This window comes from Cryobacterium levicorallinum (assembly GCF_004402405.1).
GTDB lineage: Bacteria > Actinomycetota > Actinomycetes > Actinomycetales > Microbacteriaceae > Cryobacterium > Cryobacterium levicorallinum.
Map to the genome: position 1 here is coordinate 15,686 of NZ_SOFE01000006.1, position 16,379 is coordinate 32,064.

20 protein-coding genes and 1 pseudogene are annotated in these 16,379 nt (G+C 65.6%); 6 read left to right on the top strand and 15 right to left on the bottom strand.

The features are described from left to right. Positions 1-23: 23 nt before the first annotated feature. Positions 24-1,013 (bottom strand): EamA family transporter, encoded by a 990-nt coding sequence (locus E3O11_RS03255; protein ID WP_092451510.1) that lies wholly within the window; start codon positions 1,011-1,013, stop codon positions 24-26. A 73-nt stretch (positions 1,014-1,086) separates the two neighbouring features. Here E3O11_RS03255 and E3O11_RS03260 point away from each other — a divergent pair, with 73 nt between their 5' ends. Next, positions 1,087-1,641: a CGNR zinc finger domain-containing protein gene (locus E3O11_RS03260; protein WP_170851583.1), complete on the top strand. Its 555-nt coding sequence runs from the start codon at positions 1,087-1,089 to the stop codon at positions 1,639-1,641. 51 nt (positions 1,642-1,692) lie between these two features. Then, positions 1,693-2,190: a nucleoside deaminase gene (locus E3O11_RS03265; protein WP_092451508.1), complete on the top strand. Its 498-nt coding sequence runs from the start codon at positions 1,693-1,695 to the stop codon at positions 2,188-2,190. 60 nt (positions 2,191-2,250) lie between these two features. Here the strand turns inward: E3O11_RS03265 and E3O11_RS18650 are convergent, their stop codons facing one another. Next, entirely contained in the window at positions 2,251-2,508 is a 258-nt protein-coding gene (locus E3O11_RS18650; RefSeq protein WP_422386448.1) for an alcohol dehydrogenase catalytic domain-containing protein, read from the bottom strand. Here E3O11_RS18650 and E3O11_RS17490 point away from each other — a divergent pair. Then, positions 2,389-2,874: a hypothetical protein gene (locus tag E3O11_RS17490; RefSeq protein ID WP_166787472.1), complete on the top strand. Its 486-nt coding sequence runs from the start codon at positions 2,389-2,391 to the stop codon at positions 2,872-2,874. The two genes, E3O11_RS18650 and E3O11_RS17490, sit on opposite strands and share 120 nt — an antisense overlap. A 78-nt stretch (positions 2,875-2,952) precedes the next feature. Here the strand turns inward: E3O11_RS17490 and E3O11_RS03280 are convergent, their stop codons facing one another. Continuing rightward, positions 2,953-3,273 (bottom strand): pirin-like C-terminal cupin domain-containing protein, encoded by a 321-nt coding sequence (locus E3O11_RS03280; RefSeq protein WP_241994625.1) that lies wholly within the window; start codon positions 3,271-3,273, stop codon positions 2,953-2,955. A 35-nt stretch (positions 3,274-3,308) separates the two neighbouring features. Continuing rightward, complete coding sequence (locus E3O11_RS03285; protein ID WP_092451500.1) at positions 3,309-4,577, bottom strand: MFS transporter; 1,269 nt, start codon at positions 4,575-4,577, stop codon at positions 3,309-3,311. A gap of 517 nt (positions 4,578-5,094) precedes the next feature. On the opposite strand from E3O11_RS03285, the gene E3O11_RS03290 reads away from it, so the two are divergent. After that, positions 5,095-6,966 (top strand): FAD-binding monooxygenase, encoded by a 1,872-nt coding sequence (locus E3O11_RS03290; RefSeq protein WP_092451498.1) that lies wholly within the window; start codon positions 5,095-5,097, stop codon positions 6,964-6,966. 86 nt (positions 6,967-7,052) lie between these two features. Here the strand turns inward: E3O11_RS03290 and arfB are convergent, their stop codons facing one another. The 5 genes from arfB to E3O11_RS03315 form a co-directional block, all read right to left on the bottom strand. Beyond that, positions 7,053-7,475 (bottom strand): alternative ribosome rescue aminoacyl-tRNA hydrolase ArfB, encoded by a 423-nt coding sequence (gene arfB, locus E3O11_RS03295; protein ID WP_092451496.1) that lies wholly within the window; start codon positions 7,473-7,475, stop codon positions 7,053-7,055. Between the two features lie 23 nt (positions 7,476-7,498). After that, positions 7,499-8,266, bottom strand: a complete 768-nt coding sequence (locus E3O11_RS03300; RefSeq protein WP_092451494.1) for an SCO1664 family protein — start codon at positions 8,264-8,266, stop codon at positions 7,499-7,501. Continuing rightward, positions 8,266-8,805 carry a DUF3090 domain-containing protein gene (locus E3O11_RS03305; RefSeq protein WP_092451492.1) on the bottom strand — a complete coding sequence of 180 codons (540 nt, stop codon included), beginning with the start codon at positions 8,803-8,805 and terminating at the stop codon, positions 8,266-8,268. The genes E3O11_RS03300 and E3O11_RS03305 overlap by 1 nt, the downstream gene beginning before the upstream one ends. A gap of 9 nt (positions 8,806-8,814) precedes the next feature. Next, the gene (locus tag E3O11_RS03310; protein ID WP_092451490.1) at positions 8,815-9,522 is read right to left on the bottom strand and encodes a histidine phosphatase family protein; all 708 of its coding nucleotides are present in this window, start codon (positions 9,520-9,522) and stop codon (positions 8,815-8,817) included. 136 nt (positions 9,523-9,658) lie between these two features. Continuing rightward, positions 9,659-10,579, bottom strand: coding sequence for a pseudouridine synthase (locus E3O11_RS03315; protein ID WP_092451488.1), 921 nt, complete (start codon positions 10,577-10,579; stop codon positions 9,659-9,661). A gap of 289 nt (positions 10,580-10,868) precedes the next feature. On the opposite strand from E3O11_RS03315, the gene E3O11_RS17495 reads away from it, so the two are divergent. After that, a complete protein-coding gene (locus E3O11_RS17495) occupies positions 10,869-11,006 on the top strand; it encodes a hypothetical protein (protein WP_166787473.1) in 138 nt (45 codons plus the stop codon). Between the two features lie 134 nt (positions 11,007-11,140). Here the strand turns inward: E3O11_RS17495 and E3O11_RS03320 are convergent, their stop codons facing one another. The 3 genes and pseudogenes from E3O11_RS03320 to E3O11_RS03330 all read right to left on the bottom strand — a co-directional run. Next, the gene (locus E3O11_RS03320; protein WP_134495398.1) at positions 11,141-11,383 is read right to left on the bottom strand and encodes a helix-turn-helix domain-containing protein; all 243 of its coding nucleotides are present in this window, start codon (positions 11,381-11,383) and stop codon (positions 11,141-11,143) included. 400 nt (positions 11,384-11,783) lie between these two features. Continuing rightward, positions 11,784-12,329: a helix-turn-helix domain-containing protein gene (locus E3O11_RS03325; RefSeq protein WP_092451484.1), complete on the bottom strand. Its 546-nt coding sequence runs from the start codon at positions 12,327-12,329 to the stop codon at positions 11,784-11,786. 241 nt (positions 12,330-12,570) lie between these two features. After that, positions 12,571-13,398, bottom strand: a pseudogene (locus E3O11_RS03330) (DUF3387 domain-containing protein); the annotation flags it as partial. A gap of 5 nt (positions 13,399-13,403) precedes the next feature. Between E3O11_RS03330 and E3O11_RS03335 the strand changes: the two are divergent. After that, entirely contained in the window at positions 13,404-13,868 is a 465-nt protein-coding gene (locus E3O11_RS03335; protein WP_241994626.1) for a TM2 domain-containing protein, read from the top strand. Between the two features lie 151 nt (positions 13,869-14,019). On the opposite strand, the gene rbsD is transcribed toward E3O11_RS03335, so the two are convergent. From rbsD to E3O11_RS03350, 3 genes are read right to left on the bottom strand one after another with little or no spacing between them, the layout of a single operon-like run. Next, entirely contained in the window at positions 14,020-14,403 is a 384-nt protein-coding gene (gene rbsD / locus E3O11_RS03340) for a D-ribose pyranase (RefSeq protein ID WP_092451482.1), read from the bottom strand. Continuing rightward, positions 14,400-15,374, bottom strand: coding sequence for a ribokinase (locus E3O11_RS03345; RefSeq protein ID WP_233195356.1), 975 nt, complete (start codon positions 15,372-15,374; stop codon positions 14,400-14,402). The genes rbsD and E3O11_RS03345 overlap by 4 nt, the downstream gene beginning before the upstream one ends. Then, positions 15,371-16,312 carry a substrate-binding domain-containing protein gene (locus E3O11_RS03350; RefSeq protein ID WP_092451480.1) on the bottom strand — a complete coding sequence of 314 codons (942 nt, stop codon included), beginning with the start codon at positions 16,310-16,312 and terminating at the stop codon, positions 15,371-15,373. The genes E3O11_RS03345 and E3O11_RS03350 overlap by 4 nt, the downstream gene beginning before the upstream one ends. Between the last annotated feature and the right edge of the window lie 67 nt (positions 16,313-16,379).

The window sequence follows — 16,379 nt, forward strand, 5'->3', positions numbered from 1 at the left end:
CGTCGCGTTCGGCGGCTAACGACTCAGTGAGTGGATGCCGCGGCCGTCGCCTCCCCGGAGGCGGCGGCCGCGGTGTCGTGATGGAGCGGCGCTATTGATGGCAGGGCCTCGGCGCGCTCGGACCGCACCGCAGCGATTCCACCGAGGATCAGCAGCCCGCCGAGTAACTGCAGCGGGCTGAGCTGCTCGCCGAGCAGCAGCCACGCGAACAGCGAGGCGAAGACGACCTCGAGCAGTCCGATGAAGGACGCGAGCCGGGAGCCGAGCACGCCGGCCGCAGTGATTCCGGTGCTATACGCGACGGCGGTGCTGACGAGCACGAGCAGCACCAGCGGCACCCACCACGGCGCCAGCGCGCCGAACAGCGGCAGGTCGCCAAAGGTTGCCGTGATCGGCAGCAAGCCGGTAACCCCGAGCAGACCGAGAATGAAGCCGCCAACGATCAGGCCGAAGGCCGCGAGCGCGACGGCCGGCAGGTCGCGGTCCGGGCGCGCGGCAATGAAGAAGTAGGCGGCGCAGCCAATCGCGGCGAGAAACGCGAAGGTCAGGCCGATCGGATTGACCGTCTGGATCGCTCCGGGCCCGATCACCAGCACAAGGCCGCCGACTGCGAGGGCCGAGCCGAGGAACACGGCCGGGCGGGGCATCCGCTTGGAAACGGCCCAGGCGACGCCGACCAGAATGAGCGGGGCTAGAAATTCGATGAGCAGCGCGGTCGAGACCGGGATGGTCGAAATGGCGGCGAAGTAGGCGAGTTGGGTGCACGCGACGCCGACGATGCCCATGCCGAGTACCCTCCAGCGCCCGAGCCATAGGGCGGCCCAGCGCCCCCGCAAAGCCATGACGGCCAGGGGCAGCAGCACGAGTCCGGCGGTGAAGGCGCGAACCGTGACGGCGGCGGCCGGCGACCATCCGGCCTCGAGCAGGGGCTTGACGAGCGCGCCGGAGGTGCCGAACGAGACGGCCGAGAGCACCGCGACGGCGAGGCCGCCGGGGATCGACGTCAGCTTCACGGAGGCGCCCTTCTGTCATGGTCTAAACTGCTTTACACCACTGACAGTACGACCGAGTGCATTAGGAGTCAACTTGCATTTTGCCCCTGACACCGAGGAGGCTCTCGAGTTCGTGGTCATGCTCTGCGATACCGACGCAGGGGCCTCCCGCAGCGGTCGAGACGAGCTCGAAACGCTCGCCGATCTCGCCGCGCTGCTCGCCCCGATTCCGTTCACCGGGCGCATCGACGGGGATGGCGCCGAACTGCGCAATGTACGGCAGACTCGAGCCCTACTCCGTCGGGTGTGGACCCTGGGCCGCGACGACGCGGTGATCGAGGTCAATCGCATGCTGCGCGAGGCTCGCGCGCTCCCTCAGCTCGCGCGTCACGATGTGTCGGACTGGCATCTGCACGCGACCGTGCCCGAAGCACCGCTCGGCGAGCGCATGCGCGTCGAGGCGGCCCTGGCGTTGATCGATGTGATCCGCAGCGACGAAATGGGTCGCTTGCGCATCTGCGAAGCGGATGCCTGCACCGGCCTGGTTCTCGACCTGTCCCGCAACGGGTCCAAGCGTTTCTGCAGTGTGCGCTGCGGCAACCGCATGAACATGATCGCCTTCCGCGAGCGTCAGTCCGCCGAAAAGTAGCTGCGAGGGTGATTAGGCTTGAATCTTTCCCCCATTGAGAAAGTGACTCTCATGACTGACCTCAGCACGGTATCCAGTTCCGACGAAGCGCATCTGCGCCACGCGATCGAAGTCGCCCGCGCCTCCCGTGAAGTGGGCAACCACCCCTTCGGAGCGATCCTCGTCACGAGCGAAGACATCATCATCGAGGGTCAGAACACCGTCGTGACGCTTGGCGATCCGACCGGGCACGCCGAGATGAACCTGGTACGCATCGCGGCGACGCTGCTCGCCCGGGACGCCCTGCGCTCGAGCACCCTGTATACGAGCACCGAACCGTGCGCCATGTGTTCGGGAGCGATCTATTGGGCTGGCATCGGCCGCGTTGTCTATGCGCTGCCCGAAGAACAGCTCGCGGCGATGGTTCCGCGGCAAGACGGCGAGGCCACCATGGATCTGCCCTGCCGCGAGGTGTTCGCCCGTGGCGGCAACAGCGTGACCGTGGCCGGTCCGACCCTTCTCGCCGAGGCTGCCGAAGTGCACGCTGGTTTCTGGGACGCGCGTAAATAAATCTCGTCCTGCACGTGAATGACGACGTTGCCGATCTTTTTCAGAAACAGCAGGTCTGGTCTACGACGTTGAGGCCGGAATCTCGGCCACGAGACCGCCTTCGGCAATGGTCAGGTACTCAGCGTGGCCGCCGAATTTCACGCCGTTGTAGCCGAAAACCCTTTGGTCGACCGTGAATGATGTGACGCCAACCCCGACTTGCTCGACCAGCCCCGCGAATTCGCAGCCGAGAAACTTGCCGCAGCGCTTCGCGTGTTGCTCGTTGCGGCGCCGGGGATGAACACCGAGCAGGCCTACAAACGGGCCAGGCGCAGGCAGGACGACCTCGACGCGGCGGGCATTCTGGTGCGGGAGAAGCAGGCTCGCGACGACACCACCTGGTCGCTGTGGCGGCGGGCCGACGGCATGGTGACCCTGCATGCGCTGTTTCCGCCGGAGCAGGGGGAAATGTGGATGGCAGCCTACGACGCGCTGACCAGCCCGCGTCGCGGCGGGGTGCGGTTCGTCGACCCAGAACGAGCAGCCTGGGCGCAGAGCGTGAAGGACGACCCGCCGACGCTGTGCCCGCCCGTGGCTGGTCCCGTAGACGGCGGCGAGTCGCGGGATGCCGGTCGCGACCAGCTCGACCACCGCAGAGGGGACGACCCGACACCGGGTCACCCGCACGACGATTATCAAAACTAAGCGTTCCCCTACTCGGCACTCCCGAAGCCAGCACTGTCGACAACCACGAGATGGTGGTCTTGACCAGGGACCATGCCGTTAACTGCGGAAACGGAGGCGCACCGTGGGCAGTGGCGGCGCGGGGATCAGGACGGGCTCGCCGTCAGGAAAGGCGCCAAAGCGCAGCTCGTCCCTGTCGAAGCAGGCGTCATCGTCGGCCGCACCGCTCTCGGTCTGCCACTGGGCTCGGTGGCTGACGATTTCTTCGTCGCTGCGGCCGACGAAGTTCCACCACCTCAGATTTTGTTCACCGAGTGGTTCACCACCGACGAGCAGCAGGCGCACGGGATCGGCCCCTGCGTCCAGGGTGAGCGAGGACCGACCAATCGGCAAATAGGCGAGGTGATCCTGGGCGAGCACGTGCGCAATTTCCTCCAAGACGTGCGCGACGGGAGCTAAGCGCCGGCGGGCGGCGGCGCATCCGCTTGGATGGTGCGGGCGTCAGCTGGATCCTGCTGGCGGCGGCTGGCCAGAAGGAACGGCAGACCGATGAGCTCGACGACGGCGCCGATCACAAGCGAGGTGCCGTAGCCCTGCAGGTCGGCCGCGCGACCGAGGGCCGGCTGGATGAACACGCCACCGAGGCTGCCGAACAGCGAGTCGAACGACAGCACGGTTGCGCGCTGTTTCGACGGGATCATGTCGTTGAGATACGCCTGCCGTACCGGCCCGGCGACGGCGAACACGAAGCCCCAGACGACCAACAGCAAGACGGCCAGCCAGAACAGGCTGTTCAGGCCGAGCGCGACCAGGATACCGACGCTGACGAGCGACGTCACCAACACCATGCTGGTGCGTTTTCTAAACAGTGAGCGGATGCGCGGCGCGAGCAGTCCGCCGGCCACCTGCGCCAGGGACAGCACGGCCGCGGCCAGCCCGGCAATGGAATACGCGGTCGGGTCGCCGTACAGCTCGAGCAGATAGGGCTGCAGCGCGTAGAACGCATAGATTCCGACCCCGCCGGCGAAGGGCGCCGAAAAGATCACGTAGCGCACCGAGCGCTTTTTCAGGCCGTGCTCGATCGATTGGGTCAGCACGTTGCGGGTCGCTTTCAGCGGGCCGGCGGAGCGATCCGGGGTGAAGCCGAGGTCTTTCATGACGATGTACGCGAAGACGAACATCAGCATGAGCACCCCGGCACGCACCAGGAACGGCACCCCGAGGTCAGTGACCTGGGCGATCACCCCGCCGAGCACGGAGCCGGAGAACATGGCGATTCCGGTCACCACGAGGCCGCGGCCGAACACGGCCTCGAGGCTGCCGGTGTAGCCGGTCGCGGCGAGGGCATCGACCAGCCAGGCTTCGACGGCGCCGGAGAAGAAGGTGAAGCCGAGTCCGAGCAGCACCGACACGATCGCCCACCAGACGAATGGCGCGTGCCAGAGCCAGAGTATCCAGTACAGCCCGGTCGTGACCACCAGCGTGATGGTGCCGAGCAGATAGGACGCCTTACGCCCGACGGTGTCGGCGACAACCCCGGTCGGAATCTCGAAGATCACCATGCCCACGGTGAAGAACGCGTTGGCGGCGAAGGCCTCGAAGTTCGACAGTCCAGCGTCGAGCAGAAACAGGGTGTTGATGCCCCAGATGAACGACGCCGCGAGCGTGTTCCCAAGCATCAGGGTCAGGTAGACGCGCTGCACCCGCCGGGCCGCCGGGTTCACAACCCGAACCCCGCTGACTCCGCATCTTCCATCACAGACTAATCATCAACCTACGAAGAGCGGATGGCTAGCCAGCTATTCGTGCCAGGCCCCTGGTCACGATATCGGGCGCGCGATCTGGCTTGGACGCGTCCACCATGGCAGGCGTGCACTAGCCCGTGTGTCCTTTTTACGGCGAGCCAGCACCAGTACTTCCCATCTGCCGCAACCAATTATTTGGCGGATGCCCGGAAGCTCGAGTTTGACGTCGGTTTAGCGCCGCGGCACCGAGTCGCGAATGATGAGTAGCGCCCACCACTCGCGCCTGGCTCAAGGTCGGTTGACCGCGGTGGCGGGCGTTCCACCAGACTCAGGCGCTCATGGGATGCTCGGCCGGATACGCCGCCGGCCCCTGTAGATCACCCAATGTCGTATATGATTCAGAAAACGATAATAGAACACAGTGTTCTATTATCGAACGGTGACTGATCGCCGTGCGAGACCACACCGAGGAACCACACAGAGAAGTGAGGAAGCCGTGCAGTTTCACCACCACGGATACGTGTCCACCGATCCCCGCGTTCAGGACGCCGCCGGGGTCGGCATCGATCGCCCGGACGAACTTCCCGACACCGTCGACGTTCTCATCGTCGGCACGGGCCCGGCCGGCATGATCACGGCCGCTCAGGTCTCCCAGTTTCCGAACATCACGACCCGCATCGTCGAACGCCGCGGCGACCGCCTGGCGATCGGGCAGGCCGACGGCATCCAGGCCCGCAGCGTCGAAACCTTTCAGGCCTTCGGTTTCGCCGAGCGCATCATCGCCGAGGCCTACCGCATCACCGAGATGGCGTTCTGGAAGCCCGACCCCACCAACCCGGCCAACATCATCCGCACCGCCCGCGCCATCGACGACCCGACCGGCATCAGCGAGTTTCCGCACCTCATCGTCAATCAGGCCCGCGTACTGGATTATTTCGCCGAGGTGATGGCCAATGCGCCCACCCGCATGACCCCGGATTTCGGTTTCGAATTTCACAGCCTCGTGAACACGAATGAGGGCGAGTACCCCGTCACGGTGACGCTCGTGCACACCACCGGCGCCCACAAGGGCCAGGAACGCATCGTGCACGCCAAATACGTCGTCGGCGCCGACGGTGCCCGCAGCGCTGTGCGCGACTCGATCGGCTGCACCCTCGCCGGTGACGCGGCCTTCCACGCCTGGGGCGTCATGGACGTACTCGCCGTCACCGATTTTCCCGACATTCGCACCAAGTGCGCCATCCAGTCCGGAACCGGCGGAAGCATCCTGCTCATTCCGCGCGAGGGCGGCTACCTGTTTCGCATGTACGTTGACCTCGGCGAAGTCGCTCCCGACGACAATGGCGCGGTGCGCCAGACCTCGATGGAGCAGATCATCGCGAAGGCGAACGCCATTCTGCACCCGTACACCCTCGACGTGAAAAACGTCGCCTGGCACAGCGTGTACGAGGTTGCCCACCGCCTCACCGACCGCTTCGACGATGTGCTGCCGGCGGAGATCGGCATCCGCTCGCCGCGTGTTTTCATTCTCGGTGACGCCTGCCATACGCACAGCGCCAAGGCCGGCCAGGGCATGAACGTCTCGATGCAGGACGGCTTCAACCTGGGCTGGAAGCTCGGTTACGTGCTCGACGGGCGCAGCCCCGACAGCCTGCTCGGCACCTATTCGGCCGAACGTCAGGTCATCGCCAAGAACCTGATCGACTTCGACAAGGAGTGGTCGTCACTGATGGCCGCCAAGCCGGAAGACCTCAAGGTTCCGCTGGAGGAGTTCTACACGCAGACGGCGGAGTTTCCGGCCGGCTTCATGACCCAGTATCCGCCGTCGATGCTGATCGGCGAGGCGACCCACCAGTCGCTCGCGACCGGGTTCCCGATCGGTAAGCGCTTCAAGTCGGCCCCGGTGGTGCGGGTCGGTGACGCCAACCCGGTCGAACTCGGCCACCACCACCGCGCCGACGGCCGCTGGCGCGTCTACGCGTTTGCCGACGCCGCATCCGTTGAACTGGCCGCCTGGGCAGAGTGGATGCGCACCTCCGGCGACTCGCCGCTGCTCGCCCACACCCCGGCCGGGAGCGACATCGACAGCATCTTCGACGTCAAGGTGGTCTACCAGCAGGCCCACGCCGAGGTCGATATCAGCCGGGTCGACGACGTGTTTCTGCCCAAAACCGGCCCGTTCGGGTTGATCGACTACGAAAAGCTCTATGCCACCGACCCGGAACGCGACATTTTCTCCCTGCGCGGAATCAGCCGCGACGGTGCCATCGTGGTCGTGCGACCCGACCAGTACGTCGCGAACGTGCTGCCGCTGACGGCGACCGACGAGCTCGCGGCGTATTTTCGGCAGATGCTGCTCGTGCGGTAGCCGCTTCAAGCGGATGCCGACCGGTCAAGTGGCACCGTCCCGGGAGGCCGTTGCTTTCTCGGCGAGCGGATACCGGTGGGCCGCCCCTAATCGGCCGCGGGACGCTGGCGGTTCTGTTTGGTGGCCGAACGCTGCTGTTTGGCGGCGAGGTGCCGCCGCCCCGAGCCCTTCGTGGGTTTGGTCGCGCGGCGGGCGGGCGGCTCAGCCGCCAGCCCGGCGATCACCAGATCGGCGAGCTTCCGCAGGGCGATCTCTCGATTGCGCAGCTGGGAGCGCTGCTCGCTCGCGGCGATGGTGACCACCCCGGAAACGAGACGGTGACTCAGGCGGGTGAGCAGCAGCATCCGCTCATCATCGGAAAGCACCGTCGAGTCGGCGACGTTCCAGGACAGCTCGACCCGACTGTCTGAGGTGTTGACGTGCTGGCCGCCGGGCCCGGACGAACGCGAAAACCGCCAGCCGAGTTCGCGCTCGGGAATGGTTAGCGCCGGCGATACCTCAAGATCCATGCATCAAGGGTGGCACAGATGGCTCAGAACAGGGGCCAGGGCACGGCGGGCATGTCGCCGCTCGGGGCGGGGAACTCCCCCTCTGACCGCAACCGACCGCAGCGTTCCGCGAGCGCAGCAACTTCTTCGGCGCTCAGAAGGCCAGCAAGGGTCGCGCCCAGCGCACCATTCAGGTCGGCCTGCACCCGGTCTATGCCCTCGAGTTCCTCGTCGGTGAGCGCATCGCCGAGCCAGCCCCACAGCACGGTGCGCAGCTTGTGCTCGATATGAAAGGTGAGCCCATGGTCGACGCCGTGCCGGTGACCGTCGGGCATGGCGAGAATGTGGTCGCCCTTGCGATCGGCATTGTTCACGACGATGTCGAACACGGCCATGCGGCGTAGCGCCGCGCTGTCTTCGTGGATGAGGGTGACCATCCGTTCGTGCTCGTCTCGCCCATCGAGAACGTGTCGCCACCCGGTATCCGGCACGGCATCGGAGGCCACGAGGTCGACGGCGGCCTGCGCGGGGTCAGACTCCTGCCACAGCTGCACCATGCCTTCGCCCATCGGGCCCTCGCGCAGCCAGGTGTGCGGCACGACGTTCCAGCCGAAGACCTGCGACACCAAGTAGGCCGCCACCTCGCGATTGGCCAGGTGGCCGCCCGGAAAATCCCACAGCGGATGCTCCCCCGCAACCGGTTTGTAGACGACCACCGCGCCGTCGATGCTCCCCAGGAACGTTGCATTCGAGGCCGTCGTGATGCGGCCGGTGAGCTTCAGCTCACCGTTGATCAGGTCGGGAATCGGCATCAGGCTTCGGGCAGGGTGCAGGTGTGCCCATCGGCGTCGACAGGGTAACCGCAGAGGGGGCACATGGGCCTGCCGGCGCCGACGACCTCGCGCGTGCGTTTCGCGAATGCTCGCGCCGTGCCGACGGGGATGCGCACCAGCATCATTTCAGCCACGTCTGCCGGATCGAGCAATTCCTCATCATCGTCGGTGATCGGGTAGGCCTCGATCACGACCTGCACCGTCGACGGGTCCCAGCCCAGGCTCATCGCCCCGGTGCGAAATTCCTCGGCGACGGGCTGTTCGAGCGGGTCGTTGTCGACGAGCTCGATGGGGGTCGTGATCGGAATGCTGAAGGGATTGCCCTCTAAGGTGATCAACTGGTCGAGAATCTCGTCGATCTTTTCGCCGAGAAGCGCCGACTGCTGTTTCTCCAGCGCGATACTCACGATGCGGGTGCCGCTGCGCACCTGCAAGTAAAATGTGCGCGACCCGGGCAGGCCGACGGTACCGACGACTACCCGGTCGGGCCAGTCGAACTCATGGACGATTGTGGGCATGTGAATATTTTACGCGGTCGAGGTGCGCGCTGGCTGATGACCGGCCCCACCGCCGACCGGCGCATCCGCTGAGTGGATGCTGCCAGCCAGCCAGGACAGATCGCCGCCGTCGGTGTTGGTCGCGTGCACGCTCGGCCTTTTGGGGCCGTATTGCACGATCGATACCGACGCGGGCCCGACGTTGATACGTTGGAACAGGTCGAGGTGCATGCCGAGCGCGTCAGCCAAAATGGACTTGATGACGTCGCCGTGGCTGACCGCGACCCACACGGCACCGGGCCCGTGCTGCGCCTCGAAGGCGGCGTCGTGGCGTCGAATCGCGGCCACCGACCGCGCCTGCATCGCCGCCATCGACTCGCCGCCGGGAAAGACCACGGCTGAGGGTTGCGTCTGCACCACCGACCAGAGGTCTTCTGTGGCCAGGTCGCTGATGGCCCGGCCCTGCCACTGGCCGTAATCACACTCGGTGAGATCGTCGTCAATCGGCATGACCGGGGAACCACTCTGGTGGTCGAGAATGAGCTGCGCGGTCTGCTGGCAGCGTTCCAGGGGGCTGGAGACCACGGCGACCAGGGGCACCACCGCGAGGCGTTTTCCGGTCAGCGCCGCCTGGTCCTGCCCGATCTGGTCGAGTCGCACGCCGGCGGCCCGCCCGGCGAGTATTCCGGCGGTGTTTGCGGTGGTGCGGCCGTGCCGCACGAGAATGACTGTGGCCATGGGTCTAGCCTAGGCATCCGTTTGGCGAGCTTTGGACGCGCACCATCAAGGCTCGCGGCATGTGTTTGAGAAGTTCGCCCTGGTTTGAACACCTGTCAGCTTCTCAACCGCGTGTCGCGATGCGCGACACCCAGGCTCAGCCGACCTCACTGCGCAACGGGAGCGTGCGCACGCTGGCAAACTGCCGCGGGCGACCGTCGATCGGGTCGGTGAAGCGCACCTCGTTTGCCAGCAACTGCAGGGGGCGGGTGAAATCGTCGATCGCGATCTCTCGCACGACCGGATAGATCGGGTCCTCACTGATCGGAATCCCGAGGCCGAGCATGTGCATGCGCAATTGGTGGGTGCGGCCGGTGCGCGGCGTCAGTCTGTAGACACCCAGGCCGTCGATCACCGAGTCGAGTTCGATCAACGACTCAGCGTTGGCCGGCGCGTCCGGCAGTACCTCGGCCTGCCACTGACCACGGCGGGTCGTGAGGTGGTTGCGCACCGTCACAGGCAGGTCGAGGCTCGGCAGCAGCGGTGCCAGCGCCCGATAGGTCTTGGCGACCTCCTGCCGTTGGAACATCGACTGATATGCCCCGCGCCACCGCCGCTCGGTTGCCAGCACCACCAGCCCCGACGTCACCCGATCCAGCCGATGCAGCGGCGAGAGCTCCGGAAGCCCGAGTTCGGCGCGCAGCCGCACCACCACGCTCTGCACGACGTGGCGCCCACGGGGAATGGTCGAGAGGAAGGCGGGCTTGTCGATCACCACGAGGCGATCGTCGCGATAGATCAGGTGGATGGGCCCCGGAACAACTGTCTCCGCGGCCAGGTCGCGGTGGAACCAGACAAAGGTGTTCGGTCGGTACGGGTCGAGACCGGCCACCGCGGTGCCGCTCTCGTAGACGAAGCGCCCGTCGGCCAGAAATCCAGTGGCGTCAACGAACTCCGACAAACGCTCATCCAGCCAGGCGCCCATCGTGTCCCAAAGCGGATGCTGCGCCCGTTCCGGCGTGCAGACCCACGCGGCCTCGAGGCCGTGACGTTGCGGAAGTGGCGAGCGCGGCGGCATCCACTGATCGTACGTCTCGTCACCCTGTCACCGCGCGACGTACCTTCGGGATTTTTCGTTGACATCATCGCGAGAGTCCAATAGCGTTCCTCGTGAATCCTCCGAAAAAATCCCCGTAGCGGATCTCGGAAGGGCGACCGGCTCTCTGCCTCGCCCTACTCTCGACCAGTTTCCTCAGACTCCCCGCTCCTGACGGCCTGATCGATTCCCTCGCCCCGTCGCACTCGCGGCCGCGGCGCCCTCGCCTCCAGAAGATTGGATTGCCATGACTCATGAGATCACTGCCCCCATGACCGCCACGGAACTCCCCGCGCAACTCGACCGGGACACGACGACCAGCGCCGGAACCGACTTTCGGCGCCGCCAGCTCGCCATCTTCAGAGAACGCCAGCACGAGGCCGAGCCCGAGCCCGCGGAGTCGCGTTAGGCCTAGATTGCCCTCGATCGCTTTGCGCTACGACGAGATCTAAGCCTGCGGGACGACCGCCGCGTTAAGCGCGAGGTGGTCGTCCCGTCAGCTTCTGCGGCAATGAAGTGGATGCCTGCGGCCTCGACCGCTCGTCATCGAACACCTGGTGCGGGGATAGCCGAGGGTTCGATGTGCAGAGCGCGCAGGACTCGGCGAATCGCAGCGATGCTCGTGACAAGTCTGCCGCGCTCGATGGCTGACAGAACAGTCAGGTCCACGTCGGCGGCCGCGGCGAGGTCGGCTCGGCTCAGGCCGCGAATAGCGCGTTCATCACTGACCCGCTGGGCCAGGTCGACTCGTTCGCGGAGGTACGCGGCATGTCTGCGTTGGAGCATCTGCCGCACCCTGGCATCATTGCCGGCCACCGCATGGGCAATGAGATTGGACCCCGCATTCAAGCCGGCAGGCGGCTAGCCATTGAACCAATCCGCGAGCACCGCAGCTGGCGCATCGCTGCCACGCAGAAAGCGGATGCGCTGTGCGTTCCCTGGTCCTCGAGTTGAGCCCTTCAAGGGAGTTGGTGCGAAAGAAATGAATAAAGGCATCCTGTGAACGCGGCGCGAGCGGGCGGCGCGACGGCGTGTGTCGAGTCGCCGACGAGTCTTAAACGACCCACGCCTTGCTCCCCGGCTTCCTGTTCGCGGGGATGCGCCCTCGTTCGATGAGCTTGCGCACACCACGCTCGCTAATACGTCGAGCCACGCAGCTGTGTCCAACAGGGCAGTAAACACTCGCCTAGCCTGCCAGCGCCCCCGCCCTGGCCCGCCGCTGGGCACCGAGAGCTCGGCGAGTCTGGCGCGCCTTCGTTAGGATCTCGTCAACAGTTGTCTCGTCATCAAGAGTCGACCGCATCGCCTCGAGAGCGTCGTATTGTTCTTGGCGCCGTCGATCCCGAAAAGCCATCACATCGACAAGGAGCACGCGCCGATGGGTACCGACTCGTTCAAAGGGAAGCTTCTGCTCGTCAAGGAGTTTCACCAGCGTTGGCCTGCTGATACCGAGGAGGTCCGCTGCCTGCTGAGTGGTGAGCGTCTTCGACTGCGGCAAGATACTGACAGCGAGCCCTCGCTGCATGGATTCAATTACTTGCAGGAGAACCCTATGGATCTCCTCTGGAATTTCCACTTGGTCACCCGTTGCGGCGCCGGCGAGGAAGTAATGCGGAAGTGGGGCCTCTCGATCGGCCGCTTCATGTGCCGCAAGAAAATCGTGCACGCGGGCGACACCAGCCAGATCGTTGCAGACGTATGTCTGTTGACTCAATGCCACCGCGTTGCTCATCACTTCTCCCTATCCGAAAGAAACGTAACATATTTGTGTAGATTTCGACTGAGAATTTAATGGCTGCCCCGTCACCGAGTTATTCGAGCGACGACAAGCCCCGCGAGGCATTCGACATTTGTGGCCAGGGCGATGGGACCCCAAGCCGCGGTTTCCCGCGGCAACACTTCCCCGGAGCGGCCGTGAACGGCGTCATCATGCGGCCGACCACGCCTTCAGCATGGCCTCAGGCCGACCTTCGTCATGTCCGGTCCGCGGCAAACCGCAGTGCCATCGACTCCATTTGCTCCATCACGAGCTTGATGGCGGCGGGCTGCTGGTCGGGCGGGTAGCCGTTCACCACGAGCAACCGCTTGATCGACGAGCGCAGCTTGGCACGCACATCGTCGCGCACGGTCCAGTCGGTGCGCACGTCGCGGCGCATCACCTGCACGAGCCCGCGCGCGATGTCGGCCAGCTTGCCCTCGCCCTGCAGATCCACGGCGGACTCGTTCTGCGCCACCGCGTCATAGAACGCCAGTTCATCACTGGTCAGCGCCGGCTTGAAGTGCAAACCGCGCTGCGACTCGGCCGCGACCTCCCGCGACATCTCCACGAGCGCGGCAATAACCTCGGCCGAGGTCAGCTGCTGGTTGGTGTACTTGTTCATCAGCTCGGTGATGCGCTCCGAGAACGCCCGCTGCCGCACCATATTGTTGCGAGTGGATGCCACGGCCTCCTCGGTCAGCAACTTGCGCAACGCTTCAATCGCCAGATGCGGGTTGCGCGCCTGCTGCGTCTTAGCGACGAACTCTGGCGTCAGATCGCTCAGCGACGGCTTCGGCATGCCGGCCGCCTCGTAGATGTCCAGCACCTCACCCGACGACGTCGCGGACGCGATCAGCTCCCCCAACAACCGCTGGATCTCCTCGGGGATCGGCTCGCCGCGGGACTGCCGGTCGAGGGCATCCGCTTTGGCCATCCACACTCTGATCTCCTCGTAGATCTGCTCTTCTGGTCGCAAAAAAGCCAGGTTCTGCGATCCCGAGCACAGCGCCCAGGCCCGCGAGAGCTGCCCCGAGTAAGGGCGTCAGAATGACTACCAGCCAGCGCCCCGCTCCGACCGGCGTACCGACCACCCAGCAGGAACAATTTCTGCTTCCCGCTCCCCCGATTCAGGCGGTCACCATGCACAACCCGCCGATCTCGCAGAAATCGTTCGTGGCCACCTGGCTGCTTTCTTGGCTGCTCGGCATCTTCGCCGTTGACCGTTTCTACCTCGGCAAGATCGGTACCGGCCTCTTGAAGCTGGTGACCTTCGGCGGGTTGGGGATCTGGTGGCTCGTCGACCTCATCCTCGTGCTGGTCGGTGCCCAGCGCGACAAGCACGGCCTCACACTCGCCGGCTACGGCCAGTTCAAGAAGGTCGCCTGGATTGTCACCGGCGCGGTGACCGTGATGTCGATGATCGTGTCCGGTATCAACGCGGGTAATAGGCCGAGTGAGAGTCCGGCCGCTGTGGCGCCGGCCGCCGCTGGCTGCCTCGTGGCACGTGTTTGATCCCCTGGCACTGGTTCGAACCGGTGCCGGCTTCTCGAACACGTACCACGAGGCGCGACCACTTCTCCTGATCGGCGTGGCAGAACCGTGCGACGACGTTTTTGTAGTTAAACGGCGTGACTGCCTGGGAACGCGCCAGCGGCTGACTTGCTTAAAACGACACTCCGCACACCAGCGCCGCGTTGGCGAACGGCGTCGCCTCGCCCGTGCGTATGAAGAGCTTGGCCGTCGCGGAGAAGGACTTCAACTCCGCGTGGTTGATGTACTCGATGTCTTTGAAGCGTTCGGCCAGCCAGGCCCCCGCGGGGGCGGTCTTGGCCTCCTCCGCCGCCACGCAGCCCTGAAACACCATCTCGTCGAGCAGGGCGTCGAGAACCTGTTCGAACCGCGGGATACCGTGCACCAGAGCGAGGTCGATCACGGGAACCCCGGGCGGAATCGGCATGCCGCAGTCCGCGAGCAGAATGATATCCGTGTGACCCAGCCGGGCGAGTGCTCCCGACAGCTCGGCGTTCAAAATTCCCCGCTTCTTCATGCGTGAACCTGGGCTTTCACCGTCGGCAGCTCGTCGGCCAGGGTCGGATAGGAGGGCTGGGTTCCCCGGCTCTGCACCGCGAACGCGCCCACCCGCACGGCCAGGCGAACGGCCTCAAGCAGACTCGTCCCGGCGGCAAGCTGCGCGCTCAGCGCGCCGACGAAGGCATCACCGGCTCCCGAGCTGTCCACGGCGACGACCGTCGGCGAAGCCACGGAATGGGTGCCCTCGCGGTCGCCGCAGATCGCCCCGCTGGCACCACGGGTCAGTACAACGGATGCGACGCCCCACTCCAGCAGTCGGGCAACCAAGTCGGCGTCCTCGGCCGGAACGGAGCGCTGCGGAGCCAGTTGAGCGAGCACGAGGGCAGCCTCGTGCTCGTTGACGACCAGCGGGTCGGCGCGCCGGATAGCGGCGGGATCCAATTCGATCACGGGCGCCAGATTCAACACCACGCGTCCCGTTGCCAGCCGCGCCGCCAAGGCGATTCCCGCCGCGGGGATCTCGCCCTGGAGCACCACGACGGCTGCGGCCGCGATGATGTCGGCGCAGGCCTGAACGACCTCTGCACCCATCAGGGCATTGGCACCGGGGACGACCACGATGGTGTTCTCGCCATCGTCGGCCACGCTGACCAACGCCAGCCCGGTGGGGGCGTCGACCGTACGCACGGCCGACTGGTCGACACCGGCGCGAGTCAGAATCGCGGTGGCGACGTGGGCCTGTGCATCCCGGCCCACGGCGCCGACCAGAAGTACGCTCGCACCGAGTTGGGCCGCGGCCACCGCCTGGTTGGCCCCCTTACCGCCCGGCAGAAACTCCATCGACGTTCCGATGAGGGTCTCCCCCGGCTGCGGGTGGCGGTGCACACGGATCAGCTGGTCGACGTTGATGGAACCGACGACAACAACCGAACCGCGCTCGACGATGCCGATCGGTGGAACGAGCGCACTACTGGCCAGATGAATCACTTGGTGAAATCGCCGACATTCGTCTTGGTGACGGAGACGACCTCGACCGGCACGGTCGTCTCGATCGCTTCGCCCTTGATGGCCTTGACGGCGAATTCGATGGCGAGCTTGCCGAGTTCGGCCGGCTGCTGGGCAATGGTAGCCACCAGGGTGCCCGCTTCAATTGCGGCGAGTCCATCAGCGGTGCCGTCAAAGCCGACGACGAAGACCTCGGTGCCGGCCTTGGCGCCGAGCGCCTGAATGGCGCCGAGCGCCATCTCGTCGTTCTCCGCGAAGAGACCAGTGACACCCGGGTTGGACTGCAACAGGTTGGTCGTCACATCGAGCGCGGCGGCGCGGTCGAAGTTGGCGGTCTGCGTGGCGACCACGGTGATGCCGGGGTAGGCCAACATGCCTTCCTCGAAGCCGGCACCGCGCTCGCGGCTGGCCGACGTTCCGGCCACACCCTGCAGGTGAATGACGGTGCCCGCTTCGCCCATGGCCTTGGCGAGTTCGTCGGCCGCCTGGCGCCCGCCGGCTACGTTGTCGCTGGCGACGAGTGAGGCGAGGTCGACTCCGGTGACGGTGCGGTCAACGCCGATAACCGGAATACCGGCCGTGATCAAATCGCCAACGGCTGAGGCCGCGGCATCCGAGTCGACCGGGTTGATGATGACGGCCTGGGCACCGCTGGACGCAGCGGTGGCGAGCTGATTGGCCTGGGTGGCGGAGTCGTTCTGGGCATCGACGATGCTCAGTTCCACTCCGGCCTCGGCGGCGGCAGCTTCTGCTCCGTCGCGCAGTTCCACGAAGAACGGGTTGTTCAGGGTGGAAATCGCGAGCACGATTTTATCGCCGGACGCCTCAGCGCCGCCTCGGCCACAGGCGGTGGTGCCCGCGAGGATCAAGGCCGCTGTCGCGGTCAGTGCCGCGATTTTGAGGAACGAGGATGACTTCATTGTTTTTCCTTTGGGTGGGGATGGAACGAACGGGGAGCGGTGAAAGATTGGTGGATGCTGGCAGCGT